At 70.0% G+C, this 15,698-nt stretch carries 17 protein-coding genes; 12 read left to right on the forward strand and 5 right to left on the reverse strand.

Annotation, left to right across the window (positions count from 1 at the left end):
* Nucleotides 1-24: 24 nt before the first annotated feature.
* On the forward strand, nt 25-684 hold the full coding sequence (locus tag ITP53_RS23040; RefSeq protein WP_236051104.1) for a DUF4178 domain-containing protein: 660 nt from the start codon (nt 25-27) through the stop codon (nt 682-684).
* A 19-nt stretch (nt 685-703) separates the two neighbouring features.
* Here the strand turns inward: ITP53_RS23040 and ITP53_RS23045 are convergent, their stop codons facing one another.
* Nucleotides 704-1,522, reverse strand: coding sequence for a hypothetical protein (locus ITP53_RS23045; RefSeq protein ID WP_328815456.1), 819 nt, complete (start codon nt 1,520-1,522; stop codon nt 704-706).
* A 144-nt stretch (nt 1,523-1,666) separates the two neighbouring features.
* Here ITP53_RS23045 and dapE point away from each other — a divergent pair, with 144 nt between their 5' ends.
* From dapE to ITP53_RS23070, 5 genes are all read left to right on the forward strand, one after another.
* Complete coding sequence (gene dapE, locus ITP53_RS23050; RefSeq protein WP_195897500.1) at nt 1,667-2,722, forward strand: succinyl-diaminopimelate desuccinylase; 1,056 nt, start codon at nt 1,667-1,669, stop codon at nt 2,720-2,722.
* Nucleotides 2,723-2,950: 228 nt separating this feature from the next.
* Entirely contained in the window at nt 2,951-3,748 is a 798-nt protein-coding gene (locus tag ITP53_RS23055; RefSeq protein WP_195897501.1) for an LOG family protein, read from the forward strand.
* An 11-nt stretch (nt 3,749-3,759) separates the two neighbouring features.
* Entirely contained in the window at nt 3,760-4,344 is a 585-nt protein-coding gene (locus ITP53_RS23060; RefSeq protein WP_195897502.1) for an LOG family protein, read from the forward strand.
* Between the two features lie 62 nt (nt 4,345-4,406).
* Nucleotides 4,407-5,207, forward strand: a complete 801-nt coding sequence (locus ITP53_RS23065; protein ID WP_195897503.1) for a hypothetical protein — start codon at nt 4,407-4,409, stop codon at nt 5,205-5,207.
* On the forward strand, nt 5,204-5,755 hold the full coding sequence (locus tag ITP53_RS23070; protein WP_195897504.1) for a DNA-3-methyladenine glycosylase I: 552 nt from the start codon (nt 5,204-5,206) through the stop codon (nt 5,753-5,755). The genes ITP53_RS23065 and ITP53_RS23070 overlap by 4 nt, the downstream gene beginning before the upstream one ends.
* Nucleotides 5,756-5,771: 16 nt before the next feature.
* Here ITP53_RS23070 and ITP53_RS23075 read toward each other — a convergent pair whose 3' ends face one another.
* Both ITP53_RS23075 and ITP53_RS23080 read right to left on the reverse strand, forming a co-directional pair.
* Nucleotides 5,772-6,533: an enoyl-CoA hydratase-related protein gene (locus tag ITP53_RS23075; RefSeq protein ID WP_195897529.1), complete on the reverse strand. Its 762-nt coding sequence runs from the start codon at nt 6,531-6,533 to the stop codon at nt 5,772-5,774.
* An 11-nt stretch (nt 6,534-6,544) separates the two neighbouring features.
* Complete coding sequence (locus ITP53_RS23080; protein ID WP_236051105.1) at nt 6,545-7,342, reverse strand: PaaX family transcriptional regulator; 798 nt, start codon at nt 7,340-7,342, stop codon at nt 6,545-6,547.
* Between the two features lie 160 nt (nt 7,343-7,502).
* Here ITP53_RS23080 and ITP53_RS23085 point away from each other — a divergent pair, with 160 nt between their 5' ends.
* Both ITP53_RS23085 and ITP53_RS23090 read left to right on the forward strand, forming a co-directional pair.
* The gene (locus ITP53_RS23085) at nt 7,503-7,670 is read left to right on the forward strand and encodes a DUF3117 domain-containing protein (RefSeq protein WP_020545024.1); all 168 of its coding nucleotides are present in this window, start codon (nt 7,503-7,505) and stop codon (nt 7,668-7,670) included.
* 80 nt (nt 7,671-7,750) lie between these two features.
* Nucleotides 7,751-9,160: a leucyl aminopeptidase gene (locus tag ITP53_RS23090; RefSeq protein ID WP_195897505.1), complete on the forward strand. Its 1,410-nt coding sequence runs from the start codon at nt 7,751-7,753 to the stop codon at nt 9,158-9,160.
* Between the two features lie 18 nt (nt 9,161-9,178).
* On the opposite strand, the gene ITP53_RS23095 is transcribed toward ITP53_RS23090, so the two are convergent.
* The gene (locus ITP53_RS23095; protein WP_195897506.1) at nt 9,179-9,817 is read right to left on the reverse strand and encodes an O-methyltransferase; all 639 of its coding nucleotides are present in this window, start codon (nt 9,815-9,817) and stop codon (nt 9,179-9,181) included.
* Between the two features lie 186 nt (nt 9,818-10,003).
* Here ITP53_RS23095 and sigE point away from each other — a divergent pair, with 186 nt between their 5' ends.
* The 4 genes from sigE to ITP53_RS23115 all read left to right on the forward strand — a co-directional run bounded on the left by sigE (nt 10,004) and on the right by ITP53_RS23115 (nt 14,081).
* Nucleotides 10,004-10,636, forward strand: a complete 633-nt coding sequence (gene sigE, locus ITP53_RS23100; RefSeq protein WP_195897507.1) for an RNA polymerase sigma factor SigE — start codon at nt 10,004-10,006, stop codon at nt 10,634-10,636.
* Between the two features lies 1 nt (nt 10,637).
* On the forward strand, nt 10,638-11,156 hold the full coding sequence (locus ITP53_RS23105; protein ID WP_195897508.1) for an anti-sigma factor family protein: 519 nt from the start codon (nt 10,638-10,640) through the stop codon (nt 11,154-11,156).
* 167 nt (nt 11,157-11,323) lie between these two features.
* Entirely contained in the window at nt 11,324-13,126 is a 1,803-nt protein-coding gene (locus ITP53_RS23110; protein ID WP_195897509.1) for a trypsin-like peptidase domain-containing protein, read from the forward strand.
* Between the two features lie 595 nt (nt 13,127-13,721).
* Nucleotides 13,722-14,081 carry a sec-independent translocase gene (locus tag ITP53_RS23115; RefSeq protein WP_195897510.1) on the forward strand — a complete coding sequence of 120 codons (360 nt, stop codon included), beginning with the start codon at nt 13,722-13,724 and terminating at the stop codon, nt 14,079-14,081.
* Between the two features lie 279 nt (nt 14,082-14,360).
* Here ITP53_RS23115 and ITP53_RS23120 read toward each other — a convergent pair whose 3' ends face one another.
* Nucleotides 14,361-15,497 carry an Mrp/NBP35 family ATP-binding protein gene (locus ITP53_RS23120; protein ID WP_195897511.1) on the reverse strand — a complete coding sequence of 379 codons (1,137 nt, stop codon included), beginning with the start codon at nt 15,495-15,497 and terminating at the stop codon, nt 14,361-14,363.
* Nucleotides 15,498-15,698 lie beyond the last annotated feature (201 nt).

Here is a 15,698-nt window from a genome sequence, read left to right on the forward strand (position 1 = left end):
ACCGTGAGTGGAGCGAGCTGATCGATGAGCATGACCTCCATGGTCGTACTCGGGCTGAGCATCGCCACCGTCCTGCTGCTGCTCGGGGCCTTCCTGACCACAGTGCGGCAGGACAGGAAGGGCCGCACGAGCCCGCCGCCGGCCGAGGTCGCTCCCGCCGAGCCCCCGCTGCCGGCGCCGGTGAGCGCGCCGCCCGGGCATGCCGGCACCGACTACACCGACCCGCGCACGATCGAGGTCGGTGACCGGATCGAGGTGCTCGGCTCGCCCGCGCGCGTGCTCGGCGCGATGTACGTCTCGTGGCAGGGCCAGCAGTGGACCGAGTTCGTCCTGCGGGACGCCGCGCGCCGCCGCCAGCGGCTCTCCGTCGAGGTGCACTCGGGCGATCCGCCCCACCTGGAGGTGCTGCTGTGGACCGACGTGCCCACGCAGGGCATGGTCCCGGCCAAGAGCATGCTGATCATGGAGGGCGTGGAGTTCTTCCCGATCGAGCGGGGCACGGGGGCGTTCCGTAGCGAGGGGGACACCGGCAACCCCGAGAGGGGGCTGCTCGACTTCGCCGACTACCGGGCCTCGGACGGTCGGCTGCTGTCGTTCGAACGCATCCAGGGCGGCTCGTGGACGGCCGGCTACGCCCAGCCGCTGCCGCCCGGCTCCATCTCCATCGTCCACCGCGCGCCCTAGCACATCAGGACAGAGCGCGTCAGGACAGCTCCACCCGGCGGTCGCTCGCCTTGCCACCTGACTGCCAGCCTTCGAGCTGGAGGTCGTTGGACCAGGTGGCGCCGCCGTAGCCGACGCGGCTGAGCGCGTACTTCTCCGCGTGGGCCACCGACCAGGCGGCGACCAGCCAGCCGCGCTTCTTCGTGGTGATGGCCATGCTGCCGAGCGCCCTGCCGAGCTGCTTGCGCGCCTCGGCGGTCCTGGGCCGGGGCGCGGGCGTCCCGTCCTGCGGATACCAGCAGTGGACGGCCTGGGGGACGCGGCCGGTGAAGGCGGCGGCCAGGAGCTTGGCCTCCTCCTCGTGCGGGGCGTAGGCGTAGCCGCCCGCCGAGCGCTGCACGGCCTGCGCCGCCTCCGCCAGCGGGATCTTCAGGTAGTCCTTGACCTTGACGAGCGCGGCGAAGAACTTGTTCGTGGCGTAGACCGGGTCCAGGAGCTGCTTCTTGGCGCCCCAGCCCTGCGACTCGCGCTGCTGGAACACCCCCACCGAGTCGCGGTCGCCGTAGCGGACGTTGTAGAGCTTCGACTCCTGGAGCGCGGTCGCGTACGCGATCACCACGGCCCGCTCGGGCAGCTTGCGGCGTGCCGCGACGGCCGCGATGGTGGCCGAGATCTGGGCCTGCTCGGGGTCGAGCGAACGCGCGCCCTCGGGTGTGCGCACGGTGCAGTTGGCCTCGGGCACGGCCAGCGGGTCAGGAGCCCGCTTCAGCAGGAAGTAGAGGCCCACGGAGACGCCCACGGCGAGCACGACGACGATGATCGCGATGGTGATGACTCCATGGGAGAAGCGCAGGCGCACGCTGAGAAACCTACCCGGCCGGATAGGCTCCGTGGCCATGAGTCACGTGAGCACCGCCGCACCGATGCCTCCGGTGGTGGACGGGCAGCGGCACGACAGGGCGGCGCTCAACGAGGCGCTGCGCGGACACGGAGTGAAGACCTGATGCTGGACCTGACGCAGGACGTACGCGCGCTTACCGCCGCGATCGTGGACATCGAGTCGGTGAGCGGTGGTGAGCAGGCGCTGGCCGACGAGGTCGAGCGGGCGCTGTCGGCGCTGCCGCACCTCAAGGTGGACAGATCGGGCGAGACAGTGGTCGCCCGCACCGAGCGGGGCCGCACCGAGCGGGTCCTGATCGTCGGCCACCTCGACACCGTCCCCGTCGCCGCCAACCTCCCCAGCCGGGTCGAGGGCGATCTGCTCCACGGTTGCGGCACGTCCGACATGAAGGCCGGCGTGGCGGTCGCGCTCAAGCTCGCGGCCACGGTGTCCGTGTCCGACAAGGACGTGACGTACGTCTTCTACGACTGCGAGGAGGTCGAGGCCGAGCGCAACGGCCTGACCAGGGTCACCAGGGACCACCCCGACTGGCTGGCGGCCGACTTCGCGGTGCTGATGGAGCCGACCGACGGCGTGATCGAGGGCGGCTGCCAGGGCACGCTGCGCGCCGACGTCACCGTGACGGGCAAGCGGGCGCACAGCGCCAGGTCGTGGTTCGGGGTCAACGCCATTCACGGGATCGAGCCGGTGCTGGCCAGGCTGAACGCGTACGAGCCGCGGCGGCCGGTGGTCGACGGGCTCGAATACCACGAAGGGCTGAACGCGGTCGGCGTGCGCGGCGGCGTCGCGGGCAACGTCATCCCGGACCTGTGCGTGGTGACGGTCAACTACCGGTACGCGCCCGACCTGTCGATCGAGGCGGCGCAGGAGCACGTACGCGAGGTGTTCGCGGGCTTCGAGGTGGCCTTCGTGGACGCGGCGCCCGCGGCCAGGCCGGGACTGACGCACCCGGTGGCGGCGGCGTTCACCGCGGCCGTCGGCGGCACGCCGCGGGCCAAGCTGGGCTGGACGGACGTCGCCCGCTTCTCGGGCCTGGGGATTCCCGCCGTGAACTACGGTCCAGGCGATCCGAACCTGGCGCACCAGCAGGGAGAGTACGTGTCGCTGTCGAAGATCGTCGAGAGCGAGCGGGCCATGCTCGACTGGCTGACAATATGAAAGTGGCCTTCCTCGCCGGCCATTTGGCGGGGAAGACCACTTTCAGTCCCGAGCAGCACCCTCGCCAGTTAGACGCGAGGAAGTCGAAATCCGGTTCCTGCTTCTTCCAAGATTTTTCAGAGACCCGTTTCACGCGGTTTGCCAGGGCTTTCGCCCCTGGTGATGAGATCGGCGGGTCAGTGGGAAGGGGCCGGACCCACATCGCGAGGAGGGGCTAGCGTGACCCACATGGAACAGAAACGCCGAGAACGCCGTCAGGGACAGGCTTTCGTCCGCGGCAGCCTCGTCCCCACCTCCACCCACGATCAGCGCCTGCTCGCCCGCCAGGGGCCCTCCGACTGGGTCCACATGGACCCGTGGCGGGTGCTGCGCATCCAGGCCGAGTTCGTGGAGGGGTTCGGCCAGCTCGCCGCGCTGCCGCCGGCGGTCTCGGTCTTCGGCTCGGCCCGCACCGCCGAGGACTCCGACGAATACCGGATCGGGCACGCGCTCGGCCGGGCGCTGGCCGAGGCGGGCTACGCCGTGATCACCGGTGGCGGGCCGGGCGTCATGGAGTCCGCCAACCGGGGCGCGCGCGACGTGGACGGCGCGGTGTCGGTCGGGCTCGGCATCGAGCTGCCCTTCGAGCAGCGCATGAACGACTACGTGGACCTCGGCATCGAGTTCCGCTACTTCTTCGTACGCAAGACGATGTTCGTGAAGTACTCGTGCGGCTTCATCGCCCTGCCGGGCGGCTTCGGCACGCTCGACGAGCTGTTCGAGGCGCTGACGCTGGTGCAGACGCGCAAGGTCACGTCATTCCCCGTGGTGCTGGTGGGCACGGAGTTCTGGGGCGGGCTGACGGACTGGATCAAGAGCTCCCTGCTCGGCAGCGGGAAGATCGCCGCCCATGACCTCGACCTGATCAACGTCACCGACGACGTGGACGAGGCCGTACACATCATCGTGGAGGCCGACCGCGCCCGTTCCAGGCAGCGCGAGGAGGAGATCGAGGCCGCCGAGGTGCAGCGGGCGGAGCCCCAATAGGCTTCCAGGCTGTGAACATCTGCGTCTTCTGCGCCTCAAGCCAGCACATCGACCAGAAATACCTCGATCTGGCCGGCCGTGTCGGAGCCGAGCTCGCCGAGCGGGGTCACACCCTGGTGAGCGGCGGCGCCACGGTCTCCTGCATGGGCGCCGTCGCCTCGGCCGTCCGCTCGGCCGGCGGGCGCACGATCGGTGTGATCCCGCAGGTCCTGGTGGACATCGAGGTGGCGGACCAGGAGTCGGACGAGCTGGTCGTCACCGAGGGCATGCGTGAGCGCAAGGGCGTCATGGACGCCCGCTCGGACGCGTTCCTCGTGCTGCCCGGTGGCATCGGCACGCTGGAGGAGCTCTTCGAGATCTGGACCGCCCGGGTGCTCGGCATCCACGACCGCCCGCTGGTGATCCTCGACCCATGGGGCCTCTACAGCCCGCTCAGGCAGCTCGTCGGCAACATGTACGACGCCGGCTTCACCAGGGCCAACGTCTTCGACGCCATCTCCTGGACCACCACGGTAGAGGAGGCGTTCACCCACCTCGAAGCACGTGCCCAGCCGGTCCGCCCCAGCGTCGCCGAACTCGGCGAGGCCGCCGGCTGACCGGTATGCGCTACTTACGGTGGATCGCTGAACGTGCTCCACCGTATGAGTACGATGCCAATGTGCTGGTCATACTCGCCATCGCCGCGATCGCCATCTTGGCCTGCGTGGTCTTGGTCTCTCTCGGTAGGGGCGGGGAGCTGACCGAGTTCCCGCCGGATGTGCCGCCTCTCGACCTGCCCGAGCCTGGGCAGCTCACGGCGGTCGACTTCATGGCGCTGCAACTGCCGGTCAATCTGGTCGGCTATCACACGGCCAGCGTCGACGAGACTCTGCGCAAGGCCGCGGGCGCGATCAGCGCGCGGGACACCCGGATCGCGGTGCTGGAGCAGCGGGTCGCCGAGCTGCTGTCGAGCCGCCTGCACGCGCGGCAGGAGGTCTATGCGGCGCCGGGGGCCGGGATGCGTACCGACCACTCGCCCGAGGCCCCGGCCGGGGCCCGCGAGCTGCCGGAGTCCGGCGATCCCGTGTCGGCGAGCGGGGCGGCCGTGTCCTGGGACGGTAGCGCCGGCCTGCGGCGACCCCCGGAGGACGCGGAGTGGCGGGTGAACCACACCGCCATGAACACGAGCGAGCCGAAGAGCGACACGCCCGGCGAGCCCGCGACCGAGGCCCGTGAGCCCGCGGCCGACGTCAAGCCGGACGACCCCACGGACGCCGCCGGCGAAGCCGGGGACGAAACGGCCGACGAGGACGTGAAGCTCAAAAGCGACGCCGCGGAGCCCGAGGACGAGGTTGCGGAGCCTGCGGGCAAGGAGGCGGAGCCGGAGGGCGAGCCAGGGGAGCCGGGCGGTGAGCCGCCGGACGGCCAGGAGGAGCCCGTGCGGGCGGCGCTGGGCAAGGATGGGGACGAGCGCAGGTGACGGAGCTGATCCGCTGCACGTGGGCCGGCATGTCGGACCCGATGTACCTCGCCTACCACGACGAGGAATGGGGCCGCCCGCTCAGAGGCGACGACGAGGTCTTCGAGCGGGTGGCGCTCGAGGCGTTCCAGTCGGGCCTGTCGTGGCTGACGATCCTGCGCAAGCGGGAGAACTTCCGCGCCGCCTTCGACGGCTTCTCGATCGCCAAGGTGGCCGCTTACACCGAGCAGGACGTGGAGCGGCTGCTGGGCGACGCCGGCATCGTACGCAACCGCGCCAAGATCGAGGCGGCGATCAACAACGCCAGGGCGGCGCTCGACCTGCAGGACGGCCTGTCGGACCTGGTGTGGCGGCACGCGGACCCGGACGCGCCGGTGCCCAGGACGATGGCGGACGTGCCGGCCACCACCCCGGGCTCGAAGGCGCTGGCCAAGGAGCTGAAGAAGCACGGCTTCAGATTCGTCGGCCCGACCACGGCCTACGCGCTGATGCAGGCCATCGGCCTGGTCAACGACCACATCGAGGGCTGCGTGGCGCGCACCCGCTGACTCCGGCGCGCGCCTGTCACTCGCCGGCGAAGACCGGTTGTTCCTTCGCGAGGAAGGCGCGGGTGGCGTTCAGGTGGTCGGCGGTGGCCGCGCATTTGTCCTGGAGCGCGGCTTCCATGGCGAGCGAGTCAGGCAGCGAGTGGGTCGCGGCGTAGGCCAGCGCCTGCTTGGTGGCGGCGTAGGCCAGGGTGGGGCCCTGCGCGAGCCGTACGACGAGGTCCTGGGCGGTTTTCAGCACGTCGTCGGCGGGGACCACGCGGGTGACCAGGCCCAGCTCCAGCGCGCGGGCCGCGTCGAGCGGCTCGCCGAGCAGCATCAGCTCGGCGGCGCGGCCCCGGCCCACCAGACGTTGCAGCGTCCACGACGCGCCCGAGTCCGGCCCCAGGCCGATGCCGGCGAACGCGAGGGCGAACTTCGCCTTCTCCGACGCGATCCGCAGGTCGCAGGCGAACGCCAGCGACGCGCCCGCGCCGGCGGCGACGCCGTTGACCGCGGCCACCACCGGCTTGGGCATGGTGGCGATCAGCTCCACGATGGGGTTGTAGTGCTCGCGCACGGTGTTGGCCAACCCGAAGCCCTCCTCCAGGTTGCCAGCGTGCTGACGCAGGTCCTGGCCCGCGCAGAAGGCCCGCCCAGAGCCGGTCAGCAGCACGGCCCTGACCCCGGAGTCCGCCGCCGCGCGGCGCAGCGCGTCGAGCAGCGCGTCCTTGGTCTCGATCGTGAGTGAGTTCATGGTTTCTGGGCGGTCGAGCACGATGGTGGCGACGGTGTCGGCCATGTCGTAACGGATCACATCAACTCCCTGTCGACGAACGCGGCGGCTGCGGGGAGCAGCCGGGCGGCCTCCTGCTCGAAGTAGGCCCTGGCCTTCTCGCCCGGCCAGCCGGGCGGTAACAGCTCGGGCGGCAGGCCGGGGTCGCGGAACAGGAAGTTGCGCCATCCGTGGACCAGCCTGCTCCTCGTCGCGAACACCTGATCGGCCGGCGCCCCCTCGGGCAGCGTGCTGATCAGCGTGACAGCCTCGGCGTGCCAGTGCTCGTACGCCTCGCCGATGGCGGCCAGATCCCATGCCCTGGCCACCAGCTCGCGTGGGTCGCCCTCGAGCGCCGCGTCGAACCTGTCGGCCCGCACCCCTTCGGTCTCGAGCAGGTTATCCAGCTCGGCCGAGGAGCGTGGACCGATCCACGCGGTCTCCGACAACGACGCGTAACCCAGGAACGTCAGATCGGCCCGCAGCCGCTCCCTGCGCGGCCGGTCCTTGACCGGCTCGAAGACGATCAGATGCCAGCGGCCGTGCCAGGTCAGCGTCCCTGATCGGTAAATTCTCAGCGCGGCCTCATCGAGGCGCCTGACGCACTTCGGCGTGACTCCGTAGCCGGCTCCCCGGGGGAGCCTGAGCGGTCGCAGCCATCCCTGCCTCACCATGCGCGAGACCGCCGTACGCACTGCCGGAGCGGCTATTTCCAGGGGTTTCATGAGCCGGACGAGGGCGGCGACGGTGGCCTGCCCACCGCGCGAGCGCAGGTGGTCCCCGTAGAGATCGAACAGAGCGGCGCGAGCGTGCACGAAGTCCAGTTTGGACGTCATCGCACGCGTGGACAACGCATTCTGGGAGGAGATCGTTACCCATGAGCGCTCTCGATGCGGGAGAATAGGACATCACAGAAGACGTGAATGCGCCGACCACCCCCCACGGGCGGTCGGAAATCGCGGGCCGCGGGAGCCCAAGGCAGGAAGGGATGCACGCATGGCGGCGATGAAGCCGCGGACCGGCGATGGTCCGCTCGAGGTCACCAAGGAAGGGCGCGGCATTGTCATGCGGGTCCCCCTGGAGGGTGGCGGCCGGCTCGTCGTGGAGATCTCCGCCGACGAGGCGAAGGCGCTCGGCGAAGCGTTGAAGAACGTCGTCGGCTGAGCGCTCCCGAGAGACCACCTGATCTACGACCCTGGCGTAGTCCGGCGCCAGGGTCGCTCACGTTTGAGGAGAGATTTTCTGTGCCCATAGAGACCACTGCTTCGGTGGTCGCCGAGGTTCCCGACGACGCCGAGTTGTTGGCCGTACCCTACGCCGCCGATCTCAATCCCGCGCACGCGGTCGATCTGCACCTGCCGGCACCCGACCTGCTCGCCCACTACGAGGCCAAGGGAGAGGCGGGGGAGATCGTCGAGGTTCCCGTGGCACGGGCCGGCGGCATCGGCCGCGTCCTGTTCTACGGCGTCGGCGACGGCTCCCCGAAGGCGCTGCGCACGGCCGCTGCCGCGCTCACCCGCAGGGTCAAGGGCAGGGACACGCTGACCGTGGTGCCGCCCGAGGGTGATGTGGCGGTGTTCGCCGAGGCGGCGTTGCTGGCGGCGTACTCGTTCAAGATCGGTGAACAGGGCAAGAAGGCCGTGCGGACGCTGGCGCTCGCCGGGGCGGACGCGGCGCGGGTGCGCCGCGCGCAGGTCGTGGCGCACGCGGTGGCGCTGGCCCGCGACCTGAGCAACATGCCGTCCTCGGTCAAGAACCCGGCCTGGCTCGCGGAGCGGGCGGCCGAGCACGGCGTGCCGGTGCGGGTGTGGGACGAGGAGCAGCTGGAGGCCGACGGTTTCGGCGGCATCCTCGCGGTCGGGCGCGGCTCGGCCAGCCCGCCCAGACTCATCCAGCTCTCCTACACCCCCGACGCGCCGGCCACGCGGCACGTGGTGCTGGTGGGCAAGGGGATCACGTTCGACTCGGGCGGGTTGTCGCTCAAGCCGACCGAGAACATGAAGACGCAGAAGACCGACATGGCGGGCGGCGCCGTCGTGATCGCCGTGCTCGGCGCGCTGGCCAGGCTGGGCGCGCCCATACGCGTCACCGGGCTGATCGCCGCCGCCGAGAACATGCCGTCAGGCACGGCGCAGCGGCCCAGCGACGTCATCAAGCCCTACGGCGGCCGCACGGTGGAGGTGCTCAACACCGACGCCGAAGGGCGGCTCGTGATGGCCGACGCGCTCGCCTACGCCGATGCCGTCCTCGACCCCGACGCGGTCGTGGACATCGCCACGCTCACCGGCGCGATCAGCGTGGCGCTCGGCCGCAGCGTCGGGGCCGTCTACTCCTCCGACGACGTGCTGGCCAAGCAGCTCGAGGACGCCGGGCAGGCCAGCGACGACCGGTTGTGGCGGATGCCGCTGATCGAGGACTACACGCCCGCCCTGGAGTCGTCGGTGGCAGACCTGGCCAACGTCGAGGCGGGGTCCAGGTTCGGGGCGGGGTCGATCACGGCGGCACTGTTCCTCAGGGAGTTCGCGGGCGAGCGGCCGTGGGCGCACCTGGACATCGCGGGGGTCGGGCGCAGCACGGTAGACGAGGGCACCCTCAGTAAGGGCGCCACCGGCTTCGGCGTACGCGTGCTGCTGGAGTGGCTCACCCGGGCGTAGCCGGGACGTGTTCCCGGATCAGTCGGCGATCTTGACGGCGGCGAGCAGGCCGTCGCCCAGGGGCATCAGGACCGAGCGCAGACGTTCGTCCGACTGGACCAGCTTGCCCACCTCGCGCAGCGCGACCGTCGACGAGTCGCGTTGCGCGGGGTCGGCCACCCGGTTGTGCCACAACATGTTGTCGAAGGCCACGATGCCGCCGACGCGCAGCAGGCGTACGGCCTCGGCCAGGTAGTCGGCGTACTCCTGCTTGGAGCCGTCGGCGAAGACCATGTCGTAGCCGCCGTCGGACAGCCGCGGCAGCACGTCGAGCGCGCGCCCGGAGATGAGCCGCACGCGGCCGCCGGCGAAGCCCGCCTCGGCGAACGCCTGACGGGCCAGGCGCTGGTGCTCGGGCTCCACGTCGACACTCGTCAGCGTGCCGTCGGGTCGCATGCCGCGCAGCAGCCACAGGCCCGAGACCCCGCACCCCGTGCCGATCTCGACGACCGACTTGGCGTTGATGATGGTGGCGAGAAAACACAACGCCGCACCGCCGCCGGGAAGTATGGGTGTCGCCCCCATCTCCAGCCCGCGTTGCCGCGCCGCGTGCAGGAGCTCGTCCTCATGATGGAACTGCTCCGCATAGGCCAGAGTGGCCTCCACCGGACTGGTCATCGGCCTCCTCCCCCCACTTTCGTGCGATTGGTCGCAGAAGGTCAAACACGTCATTGGCACCGATCGCAGCCTAGGGGAGACACGCCGGGACGGGAACTCAGGAGGGGTCTAAGGCGTTGCAGGTTTAAACGGGCTTTGCCGGTCCGGAAGGCAGGCAGTGCGCACGAAGGGACGAAACCAGGCACTATGGCGGTAGCGGTGGTCCCAGAGAGAGGAGTTCTGGTGGACGAAAGCGACCACCAGACGGATACTCCGGTGTCGTCTGACTGGACTCCTCCCACGTGGGAGGAAGTGGTGCGGACGCACTCAGCACGTGTGTATCGGCTGGCATACCGGCTGACCGGCAATGTCCACGATGCCGAAGACCTCACCCAAGAGGTCTTCGTCCGGGTTTTCAGGTCGCTGTCGAGCTACACCCCCGGGACGTTCGAGGGGTGGCTGCACCGGATCACGACCAACCTGTTCCTCGACATGGCGCGGCGCAAGCAGCGCATCAGGTTCGAGGGGCTGGGCGACGACGCCGCCGAGCGGCTGCGCGGCCGCGAGCCGTCCCCGGCGCAGGCGTTCGACGACGCCCATTTGGAGCCCGACATCCAGGCCGCCCTTGATGCTCTCGCACCCGAGTTCCGGGCCGCGATCGTGCTGTGTGACATCGAGGGCCTGTCTTACGAGGAGATCGCGGCCACGCTCGGCGTCAAGCTGGGTACGGTCCGAAGCCGTATTCACCGTGGCCGGGCGCAGTTGCGGGAGGCGCTCGACCATCGGGCCCCCCGTAATTCGCAACTCCCCCCGACCGTGATCCGTGGGGAGGAAGTCTGATATGGCCCATCTTGGAGAACGCGTTTCCGCGCTCGTCGACGGGGAGCTCAACCACACCGAGCGCGAACGCGCGCTGGCTCATCTGACCTTCTGTGCTGACTGCCGTCGCGAAGTCGAGTCGATGCGGGCGCTGAAGTCGCGCCTGCGCTCGCTCGACACGCCGGCGATGCCGGCCGATCTGACGATGTCCCTGCTCCGGATGTCGGAGCCGGGCGGGCCGTTGCCGCCGAGGGAGCGCCCTTTTCCCACGCGCACGTTCGGTGGGGTGCCCATTCCCGGACCCCACACCATCGCGCCCCTGGACAACCGCCCTCGCAGGGACGCCGGTGGGGCCTCGGGCCCGGGCCGCGGTGGTAGGCGGCGCACGACCTACGTCGCGGTGAGCGTGGTCTCCGCCGCCGTGGCGCTCGGCACGTTCTTCGCCGTCTCGGGCGCCGGGCAGAACACCTCGCCGCCGCCGGTCGAGCTCTGGAGGGTGCAGCATTCGCCGTCGACCGTACCCTCGACCGTCACACCTTGACGTCCGGATATGCCGGGCATACTCGGGTTGGCGTAGTTCACAGCTCTTGGGGCATAGCATCTGGATTCGGGATTAGTCATAGGCGATTCCTGACGAATGCTTTATGACCCTCGTATGCCGCAAGAACGAGGATTGCGGTGGCCGAGCCAAGGAGTGGTGAGACTTAGATGACCGACGAGACGCGCCCCACCGAAGGACGCACGCCGTCGGACTCCCCCGAGCCACAGGGGCGGCCGGACTTCCTGCCGGCGGACGACTGGCCAGAGGAGCTGGGCCGTCGGCCGGAGCCGCCCGCCTCGTTCGGGAGCTCTTGGGGCGACCCGTCGGGTCGCGAGGAGGCGTCCGGCGGCCTGCCGCCGTACGAGAGCCGCCCGCCGCAGAGCGGGCCCTCGTACGGGCCCGCCCCCGAGAGCCCGGCGTCCAACCCGTCCCAGAGCGGTCCCCAGCAAGCGTCCGACAGTCCTTCGTTCGGCCGGCCGGATGACAGCCCGTCGTTCGAGAGCCCTTCTTTCGGCCCGCCGGGCGGGAGCCCGTCGTTCGAGGGGCCTTCTTTCGGCCGGCCTGACGGGCGTCCTCACGAGGCGTCCGGGCCTTCCGGGGGTTCCGGGCGGCCTTATGGTGGCCCGTCGTTCGGGCCTCCCGACGGTGGTGGCACGCGGGCTTATGAGAGCCCGTTCTTCGGCGCACCCCAGGGTGGGGACACTCGATCGTACGATCGCCCGCCGTTCGGCGCGCCCCTGCCGCCGCCCCCGCAGCAGGCGCTCGGCATGGGCGCGGGCTGGGCCCCGCCGCCTCCGGGCGCGCCGGGTTCTCCTGGTTCCGGCGTGGCGCGGAGGCGTGGTCCAGGCACCGGTGCCCTGATCGCGATGGCCGCCGTCATCGCCCTGGTGGCGTCGCTGCTGGGCAGCGTCGGCACCTACCTGCTCACCAAGCCGAGCAGCGCCAGCAACGACCCCTCCTACAGCCTCGGCCCGATCCCGACGGGCGCCACCGAACGGGCCCCGGACTCGGTGGCGGGCGTGGCCTTGCGGGTGCTGCCCAGCGTGGTCTCGATCGAGGCCGGCAACACCTCCAACACCGAAGGCTCATCGGGATCCGGCTTCCTGATCAAGAACGGCTACGTGGTGACCAACAACCACGTGGTCGCGCTGGCCGCATCGGGCGGCGAGATCCGGATCATGTTCAACAACAGGAAGACCACCACGGGCCGCATCGTGGGCCGCGACCCCGGCTCGGACCTGGCCGTGGTGAAGCCGGAGGAGACGTTCGGGACGCCGGAGATCACCCTCGGCAACTCCGACCAGGTGGTCGTGGGCGACCCCGTCATCGCGGTCGGCTCGCCGCTGGGCCTGACGGGCACGGTCACGACCGGCATCGTCAGCTCGCTCAACCGGCCGGTCATCGCGGGCGACGAGACGGGGACGACCGGGGAGGAGCCCGCGTACATCAGCGCCATCCAGACCGACGCCGCCATCAACCCCGGCAACTCGGGCGGGCCGCTGGTGAACGGCAGGGGCGAGGTCGTCGGGGTGAACTCGGCGATCGCCACGCTCAGCCGTACCATCAACAGCCAGAGCGGCAGCATCGGTCTCGGCTTCGCGATCCCGGTCAACCAGACGCGGCGGGTGGCCGAGGAACTGATCAGCACCGGACGGGCCAAGCGGCCCAAGATCGGCATCGTCCTGGATCAGGACTACCGGGGGGAGGGCGTGCGCATCGCCTCCGAGCCCGCTGGAGGACAGCAGCCGGTGGACGCCAACGGGCCCGCCGCCAAGGCAGGGCTGAAGGCCGGTGACGTGATCCTGGAGATGGACGGGCTGCCGCTGCAGGACGGGAACGAGCTGATCGCCCTGATCCGCAGCAAGGCGCCCGGCGCCAAAATCACGATCAAGTACCAACGCGCCGGCCAGGAACGCACCGCCTCCCTGACCGTAACCGCCGACCCTGACCCGATCCCCACGCCGTCATGATCCGCTTCTTTTGCGACGGCGTTGTTTTTGCGGCGGGTCCGTTCTAGGGATTCATCTTTTACGGCGGAGCCGGGTGGGCTCCACCCGCCGTCGTCGGTGTCCGGCCCTCCAGGGTGACGCTCACCAGCTTCCCCGGCGCGCCGCCGTAACGTCCCATGTTTGACCGTCTGGGTGGTGAGTGTGGGCCTGGGCGCGTTCGCCGCTGCTTGGCCAGCCAGCCTCATGCCCGTTGACCAGCCAGCCTCATGCCCGTTGGCCAGTCAGTCCCGTGTCCGTTGGTCGGCCAGTCCCGTGCCCGTTGCGCAGCCAGTCCCGTGCCCGTTGGCCAGCCAGTCCCGTGTCCGCTGGTCGGCCAGTCCCGTGTCCGTTGCCCAGTCGGTCCCGTGTCCGTTGTGAGCTCCAGGTCGGTCTCATGCGTTGCGACGCGCCGGGCGTGGCCACGACACATTGGGGGGTGGGGGTGGTTGTTGGACGGTTGGGGATGGGGTTGGGTTGAAATGGCTGGGAGGCGGCGACCGACCAACGCCCCGGAGCCCTTAGTCTGTGGATAGGCCGGGGTTGTCCTCGGAGGGTTGGACTGCGGTAGGAGCTCACGTTGTTCGGACTCGGGTGGTTGGAGATCGCGGCGCTGATCGTCATCGCGCTGCTTGTCTTCGGTCCCGAAAAGCTGCCTCAGGCCGCGGCACAGGCGGGTAAGACGTTGCGCAACCTGCGCCGGATGGCGAACAACGCGCGCGACGACCTGCGGGCCGGTCTGGGTCCGGAGTTCTCCAACTTCGACCCCGCCGACCTCAATCCGCGAAACTTCGTCCGCAAGCATCTCCTCGACGACATCGAGGACGACTGGAACGACAAGCCGAAGGAGCTGGAGCCGGCCACCACGGCTTCGCACGAGCCGGCGACCGACGAACTGGGATACGGCGAGCTGCCCCCCTACGACTCCGAAGCGACCTGACCTCCCTCGCACCCCAACCCGCCGACGATGACAGTCGGTGGACGTCGCCAGGCACACATACCAGCACCCAGACGGTCATGTCCGGTGTTACTGCGGCGTGCCATGTCACCACCCAGACGGCTATGCCCGGGACGTTACGGCGGCGCGCCGGGGAAGCTGGTGAGCGTCACCCTGGAGGGCCGGACACCGACGACGGCGGGTGGAGCCCACCCGGCTCCGCCGTAAAGGATGGAAATGGGTTTGGGGAGCGGGCCCGCTCGAACGAGCGGGCCCGTGAAATCAGCGGCGGGGGGAGAGGTTCAGGTGGAGGCCCTTGAGGCTGGATGAGCGCTTGCTCAGGGCCGAGGCGATCTTGCGGAGCTCGGCGGCGGCCGGTGCGTCGGGGTCGGTCAGGACCAGGGGCTTGCCCTCGTCGCCGCCCTCGCGCAGCCGCAGGTCGATGGGCACCTGACCGAGCATCGGCACCCGCGCCCCCAGAGTACGGGTCAGCGCGTCCGCGACCGTCTGGCCGCCGCCCTCGCCGAACACCGCGATGCGTTCGTCGCAGTGCGGGCAGGGCAGCCAGGCCATGTTCTCGATGACGCCGGCGATCTGCTGGTGGGTCTGGGCCGCGATGGAGCCCGCCCGCTCGGCGACCTCGGCGGCGGCCATCTGCGGGGTCGTCACGACCAGGATCTCCGCCGACGGCAGTCGCTGCGCCACCGAGATGGCGATGTCGCCGGTGCCCGGGGGCAGGTCGAGCAGGAGCACGTCCAGGTCGCCCCAGTAGACGTCGGCCAGGAACTGGTGCAGCGCCCGGTCGAGCATCGGCCCGCGCCAGACCACGGCCGTGTTGCCCGGCGGCTTGAACATGCCGACCGAGATGACCTTGATGTCATGCGCCACCGGCGGCATGATCATGTCCTCGACCTTGGTGGGCCGCTCGGCGGCGCCCAGCATGCGAGGGACGCTGTGGCCGTAGATGTCGGCGTCGACGATGCCGACCTTCAGGCCGTCGGCGGCCATCGCCGCGGCCAGGTTGACGGTCACGGACGACTTGCCGACCCCGCCCTTGCCGCTGGCCACCGCGAACACGCGGGTCAGCGAGCCCGGCTGGTTGAACGGGATCTCCTTCTCCGGCCCGCGATCCCCGCGCAGCTTGGTCTGGAGAGTCTTGCGCTGCTCGGTGCTCATGACATCGAGCTCGATCTGGACGCCCGTCACGCCTTCGACCTTGGCGACCGCGTTCGTGACGTCGCGGGTGATGGTGTCCTTCATCGGACATCCGGCCACGGTGAGGTAGACGCCCACACGCACTGCTCCGCCGGGAGCGATCTCGATGCTTTTGACCATGTCGAGGTCCGTGATCGGACGGCGGATCTCGGGGTCGATGACGGTGGCGAGAGCGGCCGTCACCTGTTCCTGGGTTAGTGCCATCGAAGTGTCGGCACGAAGGAGTGCCGTCCCTCCTTTGTCGGTATATGTGTGACAGGCGCTGAACGCCAGCGAGGATGCACCTCCATCCTATGAACCGGAGACCTCGCTGAGTTAATCCATGTTGCTAGATGTCTGTGCAACGACGTCCTAAGGTTACTCCGTGACTCTTCTGCGCGACGAGGGCCGCACCGTCGAGGAGCC

The organism is Nonomuraea cypriaca (assembly GCF_015645445.1).
Taxonomy (GTDB): Bacteria; Actinomycetota; Actinomycetes; order Streptosporangiales; family Streptosporangiaceae; genus Nonomuraea; species Nonomuraea cypriaca.

Coding starts and splice junctions, on each gene's coding strand:
- ITP53_RS23040 (WP_236051104.1), top strand. CDS start 25: ATGAGCATGACCTCCATGGTCGTACTCGGGCTGAGCATCGCCACCGTC.
- dapE (WP_195897500.1), top strand. CDS start 1,667: ATGCTGGACCTGACGCAGGACGTACGCGCGCTTACCGCCGCGATCGTG.
- ITP53_RS23055 (WP_195897501.1), top strand. CDS start 2,951: ATGGAACAGAAACGCCGAGAACGCCGTCAGGGACAGGCTTTCGTCCGC.
- ITP53_RS23075 (WP_195897529.1), bottom strand. CDS start 6,533: ATGGCCGACACCGTCGCCACCATCGTGCTCGACCGCCCAGAAACCATG.
- ITP53_RS23080 (WP_236051105.1), bottom strand. CDS start 7,342: ATGACGTCCAAACTGGACTTCGTGCACGCTCGCGCCGCTCTGTTCGAT.
- ITP53_RS23085 (WP_020545024.1), top strand. CDS start 7,503: ATGGCGGCGATGAAGCCGCGGACCGGCGATGGTCCGCTCGAGGTCACC.
- ITP53_RS23095 (WP_195897506.1), bottom strand. CDS start 9,817: ATGACCAGTCCGGTGGAGGCCACTCTGGCCTATGCGGAGCAGTTCCAT.
- sigE (WP_195897507.1), top strand. CDS start 10,004: ATGGCGGTAGCGGTGGTCCCAGAGAGAGGAGTTCTGGTGGACGAAAGC.
- ITP53_RS23105 (WP_195897508.1), top strand. CDS start 10,638: ATGGCCCATCTTGGAGAACGCGTTTCCGCGCTCGTCGACGGGGAGCTC.
- ITP53_RS23110 (WP_195897509.1), top strand. CDS start 11,324: ATGACCGACGAGACGCGCCCCACCGAAGGACGCACGCCGTCGGACTCC.
- ITP53_RS23120 (WP_195897511.1), bottom strand. CDS start 15,497: ATGGCACTAACCCAGGAACAGGTGACGGCCGCTCTCGCCACCGTCATC.